This window comes from Pelomicrobium sp. P1, from assembly GCF_052805615.1.
The window spans coordinates 35,464-51,926 of sequence record NZ_JBRBEM010000008.1 but is presented as its reverse complement, the minus strand read 5'-3'; the positions used below and the strand labels follow the sequence as shown (position 1 = coordinate 51,926).

At 64.9% G+C, this 16,463-nt stretch carries 18 protein-coding genes; 15 read left to right on the top strand and 3 right to left on the bottom strand.

Annotated features, from left to right (window positions below; all coding sequences use genetic code 11):
• From flhA to ACUVYZ_RS09305, 4 genes are all read left to right on the top strand, one after another.
• Nucleotides 1–2,073, top strand: a complete 2,073-nt coding sequence (flhA, locus tag ACUVYZ_RS09320; RefSeq protein WP_439934011.1) for a flagellar biosynthesis protein FlhA — start codon at nucleotides 1–3, stop codon at nucleotides 2,071–2,073.
• Nucleotides 2,070–3,257 (top strand): flagellar biosynthesis protein FlhF, encoded by a 1,188-nt coding sequence (flhF, locus tag ACUVYZ_RS09315; protein ID WP_439934010.1) that lies wholly within the window; start codon nucleotides 2,070–2,072, stop codon nucleotides 3,255–3,257. The genes flhA and flhF overlap by 4 nt, the downstream gene beginning before the upstream one ends.
• Nucleotides 3,250–4,125 carry a nucleotide-binding protein gene (locus ACUVYZ_RS09310; protein WP_439934009.1) on the top strand — a complete coding sequence of 292 codons (876 nt, stop codon included), beginning with the start codon at nucleotides 3,250–3,252 and terminating at the stop codon, nucleotides 4,123–4,125. Before flhF ends, ACUVYZ_RS09310 begins: the two co-directional genes overlap by 8 nt.
• A 76-nt stretch (nucleotides 4,126–4,201) precedes the next feature.
• On the top strand, nucleotides 4,202–4,912 hold the full coding sequence (locus ACUVYZ_RS09305; protein ID WP_439934008.1) for an RNA polymerase sigma factor FliA: 711 nt from the start codon (nucleotides 4,202–4,204) through the stop codon (nucleotides 4,910–4,912).
• Nucleotides 4,913–5,253: 341 nt separating this feature from the next.
• Here the strand turns inward: ACUVYZ_RS09305 and flgN are convergent, their stop codons facing one another.
• From flgN to flgA, 3 genes are read right to left on the bottom strand one after another with little or no spacing between them, the layout of a single operon-like run.
• Nucleotides 5,254–5,739 (bottom strand): flagellar export chaperone FlgN, encoded by a 486-nt coding sequence (gene flgN / locus ACUVYZ_RS09300; RefSeq protein ID WP_439934007.1) that lies wholly within the window; start codon nucleotides 5,737–5,739, stop codon nucleotides 5,254–5,256.
• Nucleotides 5,711–6,019: a flagellar biosynthesis anti-sigma factor FlgM gene (gene flgM, locus ACUVYZ_RS09295; protein WP_439934006.1), complete on the bottom strand. Its 309-nt coding sequence runs from the start codon at nucleotides 6,017–6,019 to the stop codon at nucleotides 5,711–5,713. Before flgM ends, flgN begins: the two co-directional genes overlap by 29 nt.
• 55 nt (nucleotides 6,020–6,074) lie before the next feature.
• Nucleotides 6,075–6,797 carry a flagellar basal body P-ring formation chaperone FlgA gene (gene flgA / locus ACUVYZ_RS09290; RefSeq protein WP_439934005.1) on the bottom strand — a complete coding sequence of 241 codons (723 nt, stop codon included), beginning with the start codon at nucleotides 6,795–6,797 and terminating at the stop codon, nucleotides 6,075–6,077.
• A 276-nt stretch (nucleotides 6,798–7,073) separates the two neighbouring features.
• Here flgA and ACUVYZ_RS09285 point away from each other — a divergent pair, with 276 nt between their 5' ends.
• The 11 genes from ACUVYZ_RS09285 (at nucleotide 7,074) to flgJ (ending at nucleotide 16,463) form a co-directional block, all read left to right on the top strand.
• Nucleotides 7,074–8,084: a CheR family methyltransferase gene (locus ACUVYZ_RS09285; protein WP_439934004.1), complete on the top strand. Its 1,011-nt coding sequence runs from the start codon at nucleotides 7,074–7,076 to the stop codon at nucleotides 8,082–8,084.
• 47 nt (nucleotides 8,085–8,131) lie between these two features.
• Nucleotides 8,132–9,169 carry a protein-glutamate methylesterase/protein-glutamine glutaminase gene (locus ACUVYZ_RS09280; protein WP_439934121.1) on the top strand — a complete coding sequence of 346 codons (1,038 nt, stop codon included), beginning with the start codon at nucleotides 8,132–8,134 and terminating at the stop codon, nucleotides 9,167–9,169.
• 126 nt (nucleotides 9,170–9,295) lie between these two features.
• The gene (flgB, locus tag ACUVYZ_RS09275) at nucleotides 9,296–9,691 is read left to right on the top strand and encodes a flagellar basal body rod protein FlgB (protein ID WP_439934003.1); all 396 of its coding nucleotides are present in this window, start codon (nucleotides 9,296–9,298) and stop codon (nucleotides 9,689–9,691) included.
• Nucleotides 9,692–9,715: 24 nt separating this feature from the next.
• Nucleotides 9,716–10,117 (top strand): flagellar basal body rod protein FlgC, encoded by a 402-nt coding sequence (gene flgC, locus ACUVYZ_RS09270; protein ID WP_439934002.1) that lies wholly within the window; start codon nucleotides 9,716–9,718, stop codon nucleotides 10,115–10,117.
• A gap of 13 nt (nucleotides 10,118–10,130) precedes the next feature.
• A complete protein-coding gene (locus tag ACUVYZ_RS09265; RefSeq protein WP_439934001.1) occupies nucleotides 10,131–10,781 on the top strand; it encodes a flagellar hook assembly protein FlgD in 651 nt (216 codons plus the stop codon).
• Nucleotides 10,782–10,807: 26 nt separating this feature from the next.
• The gene (gene flgE, locus ACUVYZ_RS09260; protein WP_439934000.1) at nucleotides 10,808–12,025 is read left to right on the top strand and encodes a flagellar hook protein FlgE; all 1,218 of its coding nucleotides are present in this window, start codon (nucleotides 10,808–10,810) and stop codon (nucleotides 12,023–12,025) included.
• Between the two features lie 70 nt (nucleotides 12,026–12,095).
• Nucleotides 12,096–12,839 (top strand): flagellar basal body rod protein FlgF, encoded by a 744-nt coding sequence (locus tag ACUVYZ_RS09255; protein ID WP_439933999.1) that lies wholly within the window; start codon nucleotides 12,096–12,098, stop codon nucleotides 12,837–12,839.
• A gap of 33 nt (nucleotides 12,840–12,872) precedes the next feature.
• Nucleotides 12,873–13,655, top strand: a complete 783-nt coding sequence (gene flgG / locus ACUVYZ_RS09250; RefSeq protein WP_439933998.1) for a flagellar basal-body rod protein FlgG — start codon at nucleotides 12,873–12,875, stop codon at nucleotides 13,653–13,655.
• 61 nt (nucleotides 13,656–13,716) lie between these two features.
• Entirely contained in the window at nucleotides 13,717–14,397 is a 681-nt protein-coding gene (locus ACUVYZ_RS09245; protein WP_439933997.1) for a flagellar basal body L-ring protein FlgH, read from the top strand.
• A gap of 97 nt (nucleotides 14,398–14,494) precedes the next feature.
• Nucleotides 14,495–15,580 carry a flagellar basal body P-ring protein FlgI gene (locus ACUVYZ_RS09240; protein WP_439933996.1) on the top strand — a complete coding sequence of 362 codons (1,086 nt, stop codon included), beginning with the start codon at nucleotides 14,495–14,497 and terminating at the stop codon, nucleotides 15,578–15,580.
• A 19-nt stretch (nucleotides 15,581–15,599) separates the two neighbouring features.
• Nucleotides 15,600–16,463, top strand: a complete 864-nt coding sequence (flgJ, locus tag ACUVYZ_RS09235) for a flagellar assembly peptidoglycan hydrolase FlgJ (protein ID WP_439934120.1) — start codon at nucleotides 15,600–15,602, stop codon at nucleotides 16,461–16,463.

Genomic DNA, 16,463 nt, shown 5'->3' with positions numbered 1-16,463 from the left:
GTGACCACTGCCGCACAGCCTTCTTTCCTCCAGTTGGCACGGGCTTCCAGCACCGTTGCCGCGCCCGTGGTCATCATCCTCATCCTGGCGATGATGGTCTTGCCCCTGCCGCCCCTGGTCCTGGACATGCTGTTCACGTTCAACATCGCCTGCGCCATCATGGTGCTGCTGGTCGCCCTGAATACCGTCAAACCCCTCGATTTTGCGGTCTTCCCCACGGTGTTGCTCCTCACCACGCTGCTGCGGTTGTCGCTCAACGTGGCGTCCACCCGGGTGGTGCTTCTAGAGGGCCACACCGGACCGGATGCTGCGGGCCGGGTGATCGAGGCTTTCGGTCACTTCATCGTGGGGAGCAACTATGCCGTGGGCTTCGTGGTGTTCGTGATCCTAGTGGTTATCAATTTCGTGGTGATCACCAAGGGCGCTGGGCGTATCGCGGAAGTTTCGGCGCGTTTCACTTTAGACGCCATGCCCGGCAAGCAGATGGCGATCGACGCCGACCTGAACGCGGGGTTGATCGGCGAGGAGGAGGCGCGCCGCAGGCGGGCCGCCGTAGCCCAGGAGGCGGACTTCTACGGGGCTATGGATGGGGCCAGCAAGTTCGTGCGCGGCGATGCAGTGGCCGGGATCCTGATCCTGCTGATCAACGTCGTGGGTGGCCTGGTGGTGGGGATCTTCCAGCACGGTATGGATTTCAGCCAGGCGGCGCAGAACTACACCCTGCTTACCATCGGTGATGGCCTGGTGGCCCAGGTCCCGGCACTGGTGATCTCTACGGCCGCTGGCGTGGTGGTCTCCCGGGTTGGCACTGGCGAGGACGTCACCCAGCAGGTCAAGGGTCAGCTTTTCCACAACCCCCAACCTCTCGCTCTCACCGCCGCGATCCTGGGGGTGTTGGGGCTCACGCCCGGTATGCCCCATGCGGCATTCCTGCTGCTCGCTGCAGCGCTGGGTACGCTCGCCTACGCTTTGGCTCGACCCCGTCCGTCGCCTGCTGCCTCGGCTCCTTCTGAGCCTGGGCCCGAGACCCAGGAGGCGAGCTGGGACGATGTCACCCCGGTCGATACGCTAGGGCTGGAAGTGGGCTATCGCCTGATTCCCCTGGTGGATCAGGGCCAGCAAGGGGAGCTGCTACGACGGATCAAAGCGTTGCGCAAGAAATTCGCCCAGGAAGTGGGTTTTCTGCCGCCGGCGGTGCACATCCGTGACAACCTGGAGCTAAAGCCGGGGGGCTACCGCATTTTACTCAAGGGGGTGGAAATGGGGCGGGGCGAAGCCCATCCGGAGCAATACCTCGCGATCGACCCGGGCCGGGGCGCGCCGGCGTTGCCGGGCACGGCGGCCCGGGATCCGGCCTTCGGGCTGCCGGCCACGTGGATCGAGGCGAGCTTGCGCGAGCAAGCTCTGGCCCAGGGCTACACGGTGGTGGATGCGGCCAGCGTGATCGCCACCCACTTCAATCAGGTGATGCGCACCCACGCGCGAGAATTGCTGGGGCGCCAGGAAGTGCAACAGCTCCTCGATTACCTGGGCCGCGTGAGCCCCAAGCTGGTGGAAGACTTGGTGCCGAAGACGCTTTCCCTCACCACGTTGCAGAAGGTGCTGCAAAACCTGCTGGAGGAGGGCCTCCACATCCGGGATGCACGCACCATCGTGGAGACGCTGGCCGAGCATGCATCCCGAACCCAGGACAGCGCCGAGCTCACCGCCCTCGTGCGGATCTCCCTCGGCCGTTCCATCGTCCAGGGCTTGTTCGGGACGGTGGCTGAGCTGCCGGTAATCGCCCTCGAGCCCGAACTGGAAAGTCTGTTGCTGCAGGCAGTGCAGGGTGCGGCGCCCGCAGACGGCTTCGAGCCGGGCCTCGCCGATCGGCTCCTCGCCGGGGCGAAGGCAGCCCTGGCCCAGCAGGAGCGGAACGGACACCCGCCGGTTCTGCTCACGCCCCCGCCGCTGCGGCCGCTGCTCGCCCGCTTCCTACGGCAGACGCTGCCCCAACTCCAGGTGCTATCCCATGCCGAAATTCCCGACTCGCGGTCTATCCGCGTCACGGCCGTCATCGGAGGTAGAGCATGAACGTTTCCCGTTTCGTTGCAAAAACATCGCGCGAGGCCTTGCGCCAAGTAAAGGAGACCCTTGGCCCGGACGCAGTGGTCCTGTCCAACCGCACGGTGGAAGGCGGGGTCGAGATCGTAGCGATGCGTTCCGAGGAGATCGCCCCCCTGGTGACGCCGTCCAAGCCGGCGATTGGGGGCGATACCGGCGAAGCGAGCGAGCCGCCGGCTCCGGCTTCTGCGCTCCCATGGATCCAGACACTCGTGGCGGAGATCAAGACGTTGCGCGGCATGGTGGAGGAGCAGTTGGCGGGGCTTGCCTGGGGCGGCGTTGCCCAGCAGGATCCGACACGGGGTGCTGTGCTGCGCAAGCTGCTCGCCGCCGGCTTCAGTCCGTGCCTCGGGAAAAAAATCCTGGAGCGGCTACCCCGCGGGCGCTCGCCCGACCAGGCGCTGGAATGGGTACGGGCAGCCCTGGTGCACAACCTCTCCGTACTAAAGGACGAGGGGGAGGTGCTGGAGAGGGGAGGCGTGTACGCGCTCATGGGCCCCACGGGCGTGGGCAAGACCACTACCACCGCAAAGCTGGCGGCTCGCTACGTGGTGCGCCACGGTGCCCAGCGCCTCGGGCTCGTGACCACCGACAGCTATCGCATCGGCGGCCACGACCAGCTCAAGCTCTACGGGCAGATTCTTGGAGTGCAGGTGCACTGTGCCCGGGATGCCGAAGAACTGGCAGCGGTGCTCGAACGCCTGCAGCACAAGCATCTTATCCTGATCGACACGGTGGGCATGAGCCAGCGCGATCGCCTGGTATCGGAGCAGGTGGCCATGCTGCGCTCGCAAGGACAATCGGTGCGCCGGCTGCTGCTGCTCAACGCGACCTGCCACGGGGACACCCTGGAGGACGTCTATCTGGCTTACAGGGATGGGCTCGCAGGCTGCGTGCTTACCAAGCTTGACGAAGCCATTACCGCTGGCGCCGGGCTGGACGTGGCGATCCGCCACAAGCTCAAGGTGTTCTACGTGGCCACGGGCCAGCGGGTTCCAGAGGACCTGCATCTGCCCGATGCCCGGGCACTCATCCAGCATGCGTTCGACGATCTCTCCTTGCGTTCCCCCCATGCGCCGGCAGAGGACGATCTGGCGGCGTTCATGGCCTGTGGAGCGGCACGCCGGGCGGCGGTGGAAGCGGCCTATGGCTGAGTGCTATGGGGACCAAGCCGCAGGCCTGCGGAAACTACTGGCTTCCCAAGGGCCGCGGGTCGTGGCCGTGGCTGCAGGAGTCGACGGGGTCGGCCGGAGCACCACCGTGGCCCACTTGGCCATGACCCTTTCTCGGCTGGGACGGCGGGTGGTGGTACTCGACGGCAACTCAAACGCTGGCAACCTGAATGATCTTCTGCAGGCCAAGGCCCGCTTCGATCTGGCTCATGCCCTCTGCGGCGAGCGTTCCTTGCGGCAGGTACTAGTGCGCAGCCCCCACGGGTGCATCGTGCTGCCGGCGGCGCGGGGTCTCGCCCAATTATCCAAGCCGGGCTGCTGGGGTGGGGACGGGCTGCTCAAGCGGCTGATGGACCTGAATGTCGGGGCGGATTTCGTTCTGGTGGATGCGGCCGCTCGCGCGAGCGGCCTGCTGCTGCCGGTGGATGCGATCTGCCAGGAATTACTCCTGACGATCTCTCCGGAGGCCGGCTCCATCACCCAGGGCTATGGGTTGATCAAACGCCTCGTGTGGCGCGGCACTCCGCCGCCGTGCCGGCTCCTGGTGTGCCAGGTCGCTGATGCTGCCCAGGCGCAGGCGATCCACGGCAATGTCGCCGATGTGGCGCGCCGTCATCTGGGGGTGAGGCTGCCCCTGGCCGGCTGGATGCCCACCGATTCGACGGTGAGTCATGCCGTTGCCCGCCATGGCTCGGCGACAGGGGCTTTGCGCGGGGGTGCCTTCCTCCATGCGGTGGAGCGGCTGGCCGAGACGCTGCTTGAGCCGGTGGCAGAGGGAGACAACCGCCCGCAAGGGGTGGTGCCAGCAGCGGCGGGCCGTCGGGCCCGGGTGACAACGGTTGCATGCTGATCCCTACAGACTAGCCCGGAACGGCTGTGGCAATCATCCTGAGCGGCCATGAGGATCAAGGAAGGAGGAAGGTGGGATGTACACCGCAACAGGGTTGAGCGATCGGGAGTACTGGGTCGAGCGCTACATGCCCCTGGTCAAGCGCATCGCCTATCACATGATGGCGCGGCTGCCCGCGAGCGTGCAGGTGGAGGATTTGATACAGGCAGGGATGCTCGGTTTGCTGGACGCGATCCAGCGCTTCCAGGAAGGACAGGGTGCTCAGTTTGAGACCTATGCTACCCAGCGTATCCGAGGCGCGATCCTCGATGAGTTGCGGGCCGCAGATTGGATGCCACGCAGCGTGCGCCGCAGTCTGAGGCGCATCGAGCAAGCGATAGCGAGCTTGGAACAGCGCCTACAACGGCCACCCAGCGAGCAGGAACTGGCGCGGGCGCTGGGGGTTTCCCTGGAGGAGTATCAGGCAATGCTGTCCGAGGCGCGCGGCGTGCAAATCGTCCACTACGACGATTTTCACGAAAGCGAGGAGGAACACTTCCTCGACCGCCACGCGGCCGACCCCCATCCGTCTGCTCTCGAGCGCATCATCGACGAGGACTTCCGCAGGCGGCTTGCGGCGGCGATCGATGAGCTGCCGGAGCGGGAGAAGCTGGTCATGGCGCTCTACTACGAGCAGGAGCTTAACCTCAAGGAAATCGGCGCAGTGCTCGGGGTTACCGAGTCCCGGGTGTGCCAAATTCATAGCCAGGCTGTGGCGCGATTGCGCGCCAGACTCAGAGACCGATAGCGACGCCCTAGCGGTGGATTTTTTTTAACCTTCACGGGCCTGCTTTCCTACTTGTTGCGCTCCTAGAGGCGGTTGCTGAACCTGGTTCCGGATCGCGGAGGAGCCAAAGGTTTCCTACTGCCCCGTTGCTGGTGACGAAACGCCAGAGAGCCGAGCGCCACAGCCGCCGCGTGACGGTGATGACCCTGGCCGAAAGCGTGGGGGAAGCAGAGCGGGCTCCTTCCGGGCACGTCGAGGCAAAGCCCCGGGTTCCGCAGCCATTCCATGGCTCGAGGCTTCCCAACTCGGGCAACAGGGCCAAAGGCTGACCGCCTGGAGGGAACCGGTCGCGGGCGTGGAGCTCAGGCCCGAACGGCCTCGCAGGGGCGGCTTGCGGGAAGGAGGCGTCCGGTCTGATCGTAGAGGTTTGCCTCGCTGGAGCGGGCCAAAAGGGCGAGACCCTGGCGGCAGAGGGCTAGGCGCTGGTCGATGAGCCGCCCGTTGAGGCGGTTCAGATCCCGAAGCCGGGCCGCCTCGGCAAGCAAGGATCCCCAGGCGGCGTGCACCGTATCCGGCTGCCGCGCAAGCCAGGCGTTGTGTCGGGTGCGCATATCCGGGGGGGCGCCTTCCCCGCCAAGTGCGGCGAAGCGCTCAGCCAAGAGCCGCTCCAGAGCCTCGACGGACGCCTCTTTTTCCGCCGCGAGGCAAGCCAGGGTCTCCAAGTCTCCGGCCACCAGCGTCTCCCGCTCCCGGGTGAGAAGGGCAGCCAGGGCAGCGAGGGCGCGACGCTCGGCAGTGAAGTCCTGCGCGGGGTTTTCTTCAGCTCCGGGGGCGGGCGAGCAGCTCACGGGCCTCCTCGATTAACTTGTCGGCAATGGCCTGTGGATCGATGCGCAAGCGCCCTTCGGCGATAGCAACCCTGAGCTCGGCTACCTTGGTGGCGTCAATCCCCTCGGTGTCGGCAATTCCTTGCGCCAGGCGCTGAAGTCGGGCAGAAAGGGGGGAAAGTTCGACACTATCTGCCTCGGAGGTTCGGGGAGCGGGTGCTGGGCCATTTGTTGGCCGGGCTTGTCCCTCGCCCACGGGGCCGATGCCGGGGAGCTGCTTCACCGAATGGTCGATTTTCATGGGTGTCCTTCCGTCTCCTGGGGGCAACTGGATTACGGCTTCGGTTCCGGAAACTTTAATGCGTCACCTCCACCATGGCTCCCGGGCGGGCGATCCCCGAGACCAGCTGCCCGCTCCCCAAGCGCACCTGGACGAGCTGACCCTCGGCGGCGGAGGACAGAGACCGGCCCTCGGCGCTGACGGAAAACCCCCGTCCTCGGGCGATTACCTTTACTGTCTGGCCCTGCATCACAACGGGCGTTGCCTTCAGCTGATCTGAGCGCAACAGTTGCCCGGCGGCGATGGGGGAGGTCACCGTCTTGCCCAAGGCGTCCCGGGGGTCGCTCACCACGGCGGCCGGCAATTGGGTCAGGTCGGCGGCAACAGGGACGAGGTCCGCATCGCTTAATCGCATTCCGGGAGCGAGGGGACGAGCGGCGGCCAATACCTCGCCCTCGACGCGCACAGTGACCGGCAGATAGACGGTCCAGGCGGTGGGCGCCACGCAGCGCACACCTACCGAAGCGTTGCCCCACAACCGCTGGCCGGGCGGCAGAAAGGGCTCGAGAACCCCACAAGCCGGCAGGACGAGCCGCTCGTCGAGCCCGCCCACCTGCACGCTTACCCGGCCGGATAGGGACCGCGTTTCCTGCAGCACGAATTCCTGGGCTGCCTGGGCGATCGCTCCCGGTGCTTGGCGTAGAACCTCAGCACTCACCGGCCCGAGGGCGAGGGCGAGGGCGAGGCCCGCTATCCTGTGTCGGACCGCAGGGCGTTGGAAGATGCTGGCACGCTCCATGGGCGCCATGGTGCCACCGGGAAGAGCGGCCCACAGACGGAAAAAGGAACGGTTTTTCCGGCTTTTTCTTGCGTTTTGCCCTGCCGATACCGGGCGAAGATGCGCGAGATCGCCGGTCGCAGTGCAGCGAAGCGTTTAAGCTCCGAGACACGAGCGCCGTTAATGGGATCGTCGGTTTCGCGGAGAGAAGGCAGCCTCCGGCCCGGGTGGTTTACGGGGACCCTTCGGCTCCGGGAGGCCCTGGCTTAAGACGGGCACGTCGATAGGTCATCCACAGTGGGATCGCTTCGAGGGGAAGAAAGAGAGTTCGTCTACCAGGACCGCGACTTCGAGCGGGTGCGCACCCTCATTCAACAGCGGGCAGGTATATGCCTTTCGCCTGCCAAGAAGGATATGGTCTACAGCCGCCTGGCCCGCCGGTTGCGCTCCTTGGGCCTGAGATCTTTCGGCGATTATCTGGCTCGGCTGGAACAAGGCGACGAAGCGGAGTGGGAAGCCTTCACCAATGCCTTGACCACCAACTTGACAGCCTTTTTCCGGGAAGCCCACCACTTCGACTTGCTGGCGCGCCACGTGGCGGAGCATCGCGGCGGTCGTCCTGTGCGCTTGTGGAGCGCGGCCACTTCCACCGGCGAGGAGGCGTACTCCCTGGCAATCACCATGATGGAGGTCTTTGCGAGCTATACGCCGCCGGTGACAATTCTCGCCACCGACATCGATACCCAGGCCCTGGCCTGGGCCCGAAGCGGGGTATATCCAGAGGAGCGGGTGGCGAAGCTTTCCCGGGAACGCTTGCGGCGCTTTTTTCTGAGGGACGCCGGCACTCCGGCGGGCTGCGTACGGGTGCGCGATGAGCTCAAGGCGATCATCACCTTCGCGCCCCTTAATCTCCTGGATCCCGTCTGGAGCGTGCGCGGGCCCTTCGATGCCGTTTTCTGCCGCAACGTGATGATCTATTTCGACAAGCCCACCCAGTATCGGATACTGGAGAAACTCGCGCCGCTGCTCGCCCCTCATGGGTTGCTGTTTGCTGGGCACTCGGAAAGCCTGACCCATGCGGCGGACCTGTTCCGTCCCTGCGGGCGCACCGTCTACGCACCGCTGTGCAACCCGCGGCAAGTCCATGAGAAGGAAAGAAGAATGGGTGAGGAAGGCTTTGGCTTGGCGGAGGGCCGTCCCGTGGCCGGGGCGAACGGGCAGGTTTCCTCTGTCGGGCTGCATGGGAGGGTCGGCACACCAGGTGTGGAGGCGACTGCACCGTTCCGAGGAGGGAAACGCTTGCCATGAGCGCCGGGCATCATCATCCGGCATCCATGCCTTCGGCAAAGAGAAGACTGGGGGGTCGGCTGCGGGTGTTGATCGTCGACGATTCCGCGCTCATGCGTAGGATCCTGACCGAGATCGTCAACGCAACGCCGGATCTGGAAGCGGTGGGTGCGGCCCGAGACCCCCTCGCGGCCGAGGAGCTCATTCGGACGCTCAACCCGGATGTGATTACCCTGGACGTGGAAATGCCCAGGATGGATGGGCTCACGTTCCTCGCCCGGCTCATGCGGCTGCGTCCCACGCCGGTGGTGATGGTGTCGAGCCTCACCGAGTACGGCTCTGAAACTACCCTGAAGGCGCTGGAGCTGGGTGCAGTGGATTTCATCGCCAAGCCAAAAAAGGATCCGCTCGGAGCCATGGGCGCTTACGCCGAAGAGCTCGCAGAAAAGATCCGCACCGCGGCCATTGCCCACCTGCGGCCTCCGCCTAACCCCTACCCGCAGCCTGCCGCAGTGCCGTCACGATTTTGCGCGAGCGACAAGCTGGTCTTGGTGGGAGCTTCCACTGGGGGCACGGAAGCGATCAAGGAATTTCTCATCAATTTTCCCCCGCAGGCTCCCGCGGTGCTCGTCACCCAGCACATGCCAGAAGGTTTCACCCGCTCCTTCGCCAGGCGGCTCGACGGCCTGTGCCGCATCGCCGTGAAAGAGGCCGAACATGGCGAGCGGGTGTTACCCGGGCATGCCTACATCGCCCCGGGTCATTCCCACCTCAAGGTGCGCCGCAGCGGAGCCCACTATACCGTGGAGCTTAGCCAGGAGCCGCCGGTAAACCGCCACCGACCGTCGGTGGAAGTGCTGTTTCGCTCAGCCGCCCAGTGGGTAGGCGGTAACGCCGTGGGCGTGATTCTGACCGGCATGGGCAAGGATGGGGCAGTAGGCATGCTGGAGATGAAACGCGCCGGAGCTTACAACTTCGCTCAAGACGAGGCGACTTGCGTGGTATTCGGCATGCCCCGGGAGGCGATCGCCTTGGGCGCAGTGGACGAAGTGCTGCCGATCCAACGGCTGGCAGCCCAAGTGCTGGCTCATCTCGCGCGGGCCTGAGCGCGCGGAATTAGCGGGCTTTCCGTCCGCTTATCCTCCTTTGGCTTTCCCTACATCGCGGCTAGCATGGTCTACGTGGGACCCCGCGCAGACAGCGCGCAGCCTTTAGCTCAAGGAGTATGCTCGATGATGGATCGGCTGGACGCATCGCTTTCGTTACACGAACAGGCGCTCGCCTTGCGCCTGAGGCGCCAGCAGCTCATTGCCTCCAACATCGCCAATGCCGATACGCCCCATTACAAGGCCAGGGACCTTGATTTTGGGCGCGCCGTGGCAGAGGCGAACGGTGGCGCCGGTGTTTTCATGGTACGTACCCAGTCAGCCCACCTGCCCGCTTCCAGCTTCGCTGCTGGCACGCCTGCGGCTCTGTACCGGGTGCCCCTGCAACCCGGCCTGGACGGCAACACGGTGGACATGGATGTGGAGCGTGCCCACTTCGCCGACAACGCGATCCGAGCCGAGGCGAGCATACGCTTCATCGCGTCCCGGCTCAAGTCCTTGCTCGCCGCGATCACCGGCTAGCGCGGTTCCTAACGGAGGAATTCCATGGCTCTCGGCAAGATCTTCGGTATCGCCGCCTCCGCCATGGCGGCCCAGTCCCAGCGGCTCAACGTGATTGCCAGCAACCTGGCGAACGCGCAGAGCGCCACTAGCGCGAGCGGCACACCTTATCGGGCCAGGCAGGTGGTGTTTAGCCCCGTGCCGATCGACGCAGGGGCTTCCGCGGTACGGGTGGCGGGCGTGGTGGAAGACCTCTCTCCTCAGCGCAAGGTGCATGACCCGGGGCATCCCCTCGCCGACGCGGACGGCTACGTTACCTATCCCAACGTGGACGTGGTGGAGGAAATGGTGAACATGATTTCCGCCTCCCGCTCGTATCAAAACAACGCTGAGGTCATGGCGACTGCCCGCCATCTGATGTTAAAAACCCTGGCCATCGGGGAATGAAAGGAACATGGCCGTGAATGCCGTCGAATCCGTCACTGCCGCCGCCACCTCTGCTACGCCGCCCCGCTCGGTCATGAAGGAGCAGGAAGACCGTTTCCTGCGACTGCTGGTCACTCAACTCAAAAACCAGGACCCACTTAATCCCCTGGATAATGCCCAGATCACCAGCCAAATGGCTCAGATCAGCACAGTACAGGGGCTCGAACGGCTGAACACCACCTTGAACGCTCTGCTTGGCCAAGCGAATGCGACGCATCAGTTGGCTGCTGCAAGCCTGGTGGGGCGGGGTGTCCTGGTGCCGGGTGGGGAACTGGTTCTGGAAGACGGTCATACCTTGTTCGGCGTGGAGTTGAAGGAGCCGGTGGACCAGCTCACGGTGGAGATCCGCGATGCCACGGGAGGCCTTGTCCATCGGGCGGAGTTAGGCCCCCATAGGGAAGGCATCCACGGGCTTCATTGGGATGGTGTCACCGAATCCGGCGTTGTAGCCGCAGACGGTCGCTACTCCTTTGAGGTGAGCGCCGTACGGGGCGAAGAGAGCGTTGCGGCGATGGCGCTTTCCTTCGGACGAGTAGACGCAGTTGCCCGCTCTGGGGATTCGGTCTCCCTGGTACTGTCCGGAGGACGCAGCGCGGTGCTCGCCGACGTGAAACAAGTGTTCTAAAGATCGGCCGCAAAAAGGAGCGATTCATGAGCTTTCAACAGGGATTGAGCGGTCTGAACGCCGCCTCCAAAAACCTGGATGTCATCGGCAACAACGTGGCCAACGCCAGCACGGTGGGATTCAAGGCGTCCGTAGCCCAATTCGCGGACGTCTACGCCAATTCCCTTGCAGGGGCCGGCGCCGGCCAGATCGGCATCGGCACGCGCCTTGCGGCGGTGGTCCAGCAGTTCACCCAGGGCAACGTGACGGTGACCAGCAATCCTCTAGACGTGGCTATCAACGGCAACGGCTTCTTCCGCTTAAGCGACAACGGTGCCGTCACCTATAGCCGCAACGGCCAGTTCCATACCGACCGGGATGGCTACATTGTCAACGCGAGCGGCAAGCGCCTGACCGGATATGGGGCGGTGAACGGCTTACTCAACACCGCCGCTCCGGTCGAGCTGCGCATCGATACCGCTGACCTCGTGCCCCAGGCGACCGGATCCGTGGCGGCGCGAGTCAACCTGGATTCCCGTAGCAGCGTGATCAGCGCCGCTTTCGACGTGAACGATCCGGCGACCTACACTAGTTCCACAGCGGCTACGGTCTACGACAGCTTGGGGAACCCCCATACTTTGTCCACCTACTTCGTAAAGACGGGGGCCAATCAGTGGAGAGTTTACGGGGCCCTGGACGGTGCCCAGATCGGAACCGGTCCCTTGGGAAGCCTGAATTTCACCTCCAGCGGCACCATTGACACGACCACTACCTCTTTGCCTTTCAGCGTCTCCGCGCCCGTTGCCACCGGCGCGATAAGCCCCCTGACGTTCGACCTAGATTTCGCCGGCAGCACCCAGTTCGGATCGCCCTTCGGAGTGAATGCCCTCAGTCAGGACGGCTACGGACCCGGCCGGCTCGCCGGCTTCAGCGTGGGGGGCGACGGCGTGATCCTGGCACGCTACACCAACGGCCAGTCCAGCGTGCTGGGGCAGGTGGTGCTCGCGAATTTCGCCAATCCGACGGGCCTGCAACCCTTGGGGGACAACGCCTGGGCGGAGACCGCCGATTCGGGGCAGCCCCTGGTCGGAGCGCCCGGCTCGAGCAACCTAGGCCTGCTGCAATCGGCGGCGGTGGAGGACTCCAACGTAGATTTGACCCAGGAGCTGGTCAATATGATCACCGCTCAACGAGTCTATCAGGCCAACGCCCAGACCATCAAAACCCAGGATGCCGTCATGCAGACCCTGGTGAACCTGAGGTAAGGACGATGGAAGCCGTGCCTGCCGACGTAGGCCCCCGGAGCCTGCAGGAGGTAGTCGGAGGAAATCTTCTATGGACCGCGTGATCTATCTCGCTATGGGCGGCGCCAAGCAGATCCTGGTACGCCAAGAGGTGGTGGCTCATAATCTGGCCAACGCCGGTACCACGGGCTTTCGGGCCCAAATGTCGGCTTTCCGCGCAGTCCCCGTGGAGGGGGCGGGCTTGCCCACTCGGGCTTACGTGGTGGAGACAACGCCTGCAGTAAGCCTCGCCCCCGGCCCGATGGAGCAGACGGGACGGGCGCTGGACGTGGCTGTGCTCGGCGCCGGGTGGATCGCGGTACAAGCATCCGATGGCGAAGAAGCCTACACTCGCAACGGGCGTTTGCAGGTCAATCCCAATGGGGTCCTTATCACCGGCGCAGGCCATCCAGTGATGGGCGACAGCGGGCCCATCACCGCACCTCTGGATGCTCGGATCACCATTGCTCCTGACGGTAGCGTATCCGCTCTGCTCGACGGCCAAAGCGGCGCCAACGTGATGCCCCTCGGACGTATCAAGCTGGTAAATCCTCCCGGGGCCGAGCTCTTGCGGGGCGAGGACGGTCTGTTTCGGATGAGGGGTGGGGGCGCCGCGGCGGCGGACGCGGCGGTGCGGCTTGCCCCCGGTGCGCTGGAAGGCAGCAACGTGAACGTGGTAGAAGCCATGATCACCATGATCGGGCTCGCGCGTCAGTTCGATTTGCACATGCGCTTGCTCGGTAACGCCGAGGCAAACGAACGTCAGGCGGACCAGCTCCTCGGCCCGGCGCGCTGATTCGGACTCCATGGCAACTGAAAGGAAAACGTCATGATTCGATCGCTTTGGATTTCCAAGACCGGGCTCGACGCTCAGCAGACCCAGATGGACGTGATCGCCCACAACCTGGCGAACGTCAGCACCAATGGCTTCAAGCGCTCGCGCGCGGTATTTGAAGACTTGCTCTATCAAACGCTGCGCCAGCCGGGAGCCCAGTCGTCCCAACAGACCCAGATTCCCTCGGGGCTTCAGATCGGCACCGGCGTGCGGCCGGTTGCTACCGAACGGGTCCACACCCAGGGCAACCTGCAACAAACCGGCAACGCCCTGGATGTGGCAGTGCAGGGGCCAGGCTTCTTCCAGGTGCTGCTGCCCGACGGCACCCTCGCGTATACCCGGGACGGCGCGTTCCAGACAGACGCCGATGGCCAGCTGGTGACAGCAAGCGGCTATCCGGTCCAACCGGGAATCACCTTGCCCGCCAATGCGCTGAGCGTCACCATCGGCAAGGATGGGACGGTGTCGGTGGTGCTGCCCGGCTCCACCCTCCCGACACAGGTGGGTTCCCTGCAACTGGCCACTTTCGTCAATCCGGCAGGGCTGCAAAGCTATGGAGAGAACCTGTATCTGGAGACCGCTGCCTCCGGCACCCCCAATGTGAGCATGCCGGGGACCAACGGTGCCGGGCTGCTCAACCAGGGCTATGTGGAGACCTCCAACGTAAACGTGGTGGAAGAGCTGGTGAGCATGATTCAGACCCAACGGGCCTACGAGATCAACTCCAAGGCAATCCAGGTTTCCGACCAGATGCTGCAGCGCCTCGGGCAGTTGTAAAAGCGGGGCAGAGGAGGGAGAGGTAAGCAATGAAGGGAACCCGGCGTAACGAGGTTGGACGTTGAAGGTTCGCCCGGGTATCGTCGGGGTGGCGCTGGTGTTGTGGGGTTGTGCCGCGCCCGCGCCCATCGTGCATCAACCCATGAGCGCCCGGCCCCTTCCACAGGTTGCGCCGCCGCCGGAGAATGGCGCCATCTACCGGGCCGCTCATTCCGGTCCCGGGTTCGGCCCGGGAGGGCTCCTGTTCGAGGATAGGGTGGCCAGCGCCGTGGGCGACACCCTTACCATCGTGCTCAACGAAAAGACCATCGCCGCCAAGAATCGGGCGACTTCCGCCTCTAAGAGTGGCTCGGTGGATTTTAGCGTTCCTTTGGTGCAGGGGCTGCCGTTCAAGAGTCTTCAAGGCGCCGGCTTGCAGGCCGACTCGGCTAACACTTTCCAGGGCAAAGGTGCCGCGAGCGCTGACAACATGGTAAGTGGCACCCTCACCGTCACCGTGATTGAAGTGCTTCCCAACGGCAACCTGCTGGTGTCAGGGGAGAAACAGCTCGCCTTGTCCCAAGGTGAGGAGTATGTTCGCTTCTCGGGGGTGGTCAATCCGAGCACCATCACTCCCGCCAATACGGTGTCTTCCACCCAAGTGGCGGATGCTCGCATCGAATACCGCGGCCGCGGCACGATCGACGAGGCCCAAGTCATGGGTTGGCTCGGCCGCTTTTTCCTCACCGTCCTGCCGTTCTAGCCGGAGGCCGAAGGACATGAAGGGAGGCAGGGACGAAAAGACCGTGCGCTGCAAGGACCGATCCGGCCTCGGACGCGCGAAACGGCGTGGGACGCCCGTGCTCGCTTGCGTCCTGTGTTTGCTCTTTTCCGCCCCCGGCGAAGCTGAGCGCATCAAGGACCTGGCTTCCCTGCAGGGCGTGCGGGACAACCCCCTCATCGGCTACGGTCTGGTGGTGGGACTGGATGGAACGGGCGACCAGACCACTCAGACGCCCTTCACCGTGCAAAGCCTTGCCAACATGTTGTCGCGGTTGGGCATCAATCTGCCTCCCGGAACAAACCCGCAGCTAAAGAACGTGGCGGCGGTCATGGTCACAGCGAGCCTGCCGCCCTTTGCCAAGCCGGGGCAGGCGATCGACGTAACCGTCTCCTCCCTGGGCAACGCTAAGAGTCTACGGGGTGGAACGCTCCTGCTCACTCCCCTGAAGGGGGCCGACGGCCAGGTGTACGCCATTGCCCAGGGAAATGTGGTGGTGGGGGGCGCGGGAGCAGAGAGCGCCGGAAGCAAGGTGCAGGTCAACCATCTGAGCGTCGGGCGTGTGCCCAGCGGCGCCACGGTGGAGCGCGCGGTGCCTATGCCGGTGGGCCAGGAGGGCTACTTTCAGCTCGAGCTCCACGTCACCGATTTCGGCACCGCCAAGCGGGTGTCGGACGCCATCAATGCCTTGATGCCAGGCAGCGCGGTGGCCTTGGACGGGCGCGTGATTCGGGTCCAGGCTCCCACAGCCCCCGAGGAACGGGTGGCTTTCCTTGCCCAAATCGAGTCGCTAGAGGTGACGCCCGCCCAGACCGCGGCGAAGGTCATCGTCAACGCGCGGACAGGCTCGGTGGTCATGAACCAGGCGGTCACAGTGGGCACTTGCGCGGTGGCCCACGGCAATCTGGCGGTGCTGGTATCCACCGAGCCGGTGATCAGCCAGCCGGCCCCCTTTGCCCGCCGCGGGGACACGGTGCGGGCTGAGCGCAGCGACATTGAGCTCCGCCAGGAAGGCGGGCGGCTGATGATGGTGTCCGCCGGCGCATCCCTGGCTGAGGTGGTGAAAGCCTTGAACGCCCTGGGTGCCACGCCCCAGGACCTGGTGGCTATCCTCCAGGCCATGAAGGCGGCGGGCGCTCTAAGGGCCGAGCTGGAAATCATCTGAGCGCGGAAAGTCTCCGGTGATGCACAGCCTCGAAGCGTTGAGCGCTCTGGCGATCGACGGCCGAAGCCTGGATGGGTTGCGGACCAAGGCGCGCCGCGATCCCGACGGGGCGCTCAAAGCAGCGGCCAGAGAATTCGAGGCGGTATTCATGGAGATGGTGCTGAAGAGCATGCGGCAGGCGGCGGTTGCGCAAGCGAGCCTTGAAGAGCACGGCTTCGGAGGCAGTGAGGTGCGAACCTACCAGGGGATGCTGGACCAGCAACTCGCCCGGGACGCTGCCTCCCGGGGATTGGGACTGGCACAGCGACTGGTGGAGCAGCTTTCCCGCAGCCAGCCTCCGAGAGTCGAAAGAACGCCCCTCTCCTCCACGACTTCGGCTTCGACCGTGTCGGTCCAGGACGCCCCTACGTCGGCGCCGGCAAGCTTCGTTGAGCAGTTGTGGCCCCACGCCGAAGCCGCAGCTCGCGCCTTGGGACTGCCGCCGCGCTTCGTGCTCGGCCATGCGGCGCTGGAGAGCGGTTGGGGCCGGTACGAAATCCGCCATCCGGACGGGCGCCCGAGCCACAACCTGTTCGGTATCAAGGCGGGAGCCGGTTGGAAGGGCGAGACCGTGGAAGTGGTGACCACCGAATATGTGGACGGTCGTGCCGAAAGGCGCCGCGAGCGCTTCCGCGCCTACAGCTCCTACGCTGAAGCCTTTGCCGATTACGCTCGGCTGCTCGCCGCAAGCCCTCGCTATGCGCCGGTACTCGCCCATGGGGGTGACGCGGACGCTTTTGCTCGGGCGCTCGCGCAGGCGGGGTATGCCACCGATCCCCTCTACGCCCGCAAGCTCTCGGCGGTGCTGAGGAGCCCGGTACTGTCCGCGCCTGCGGCGGGGTGA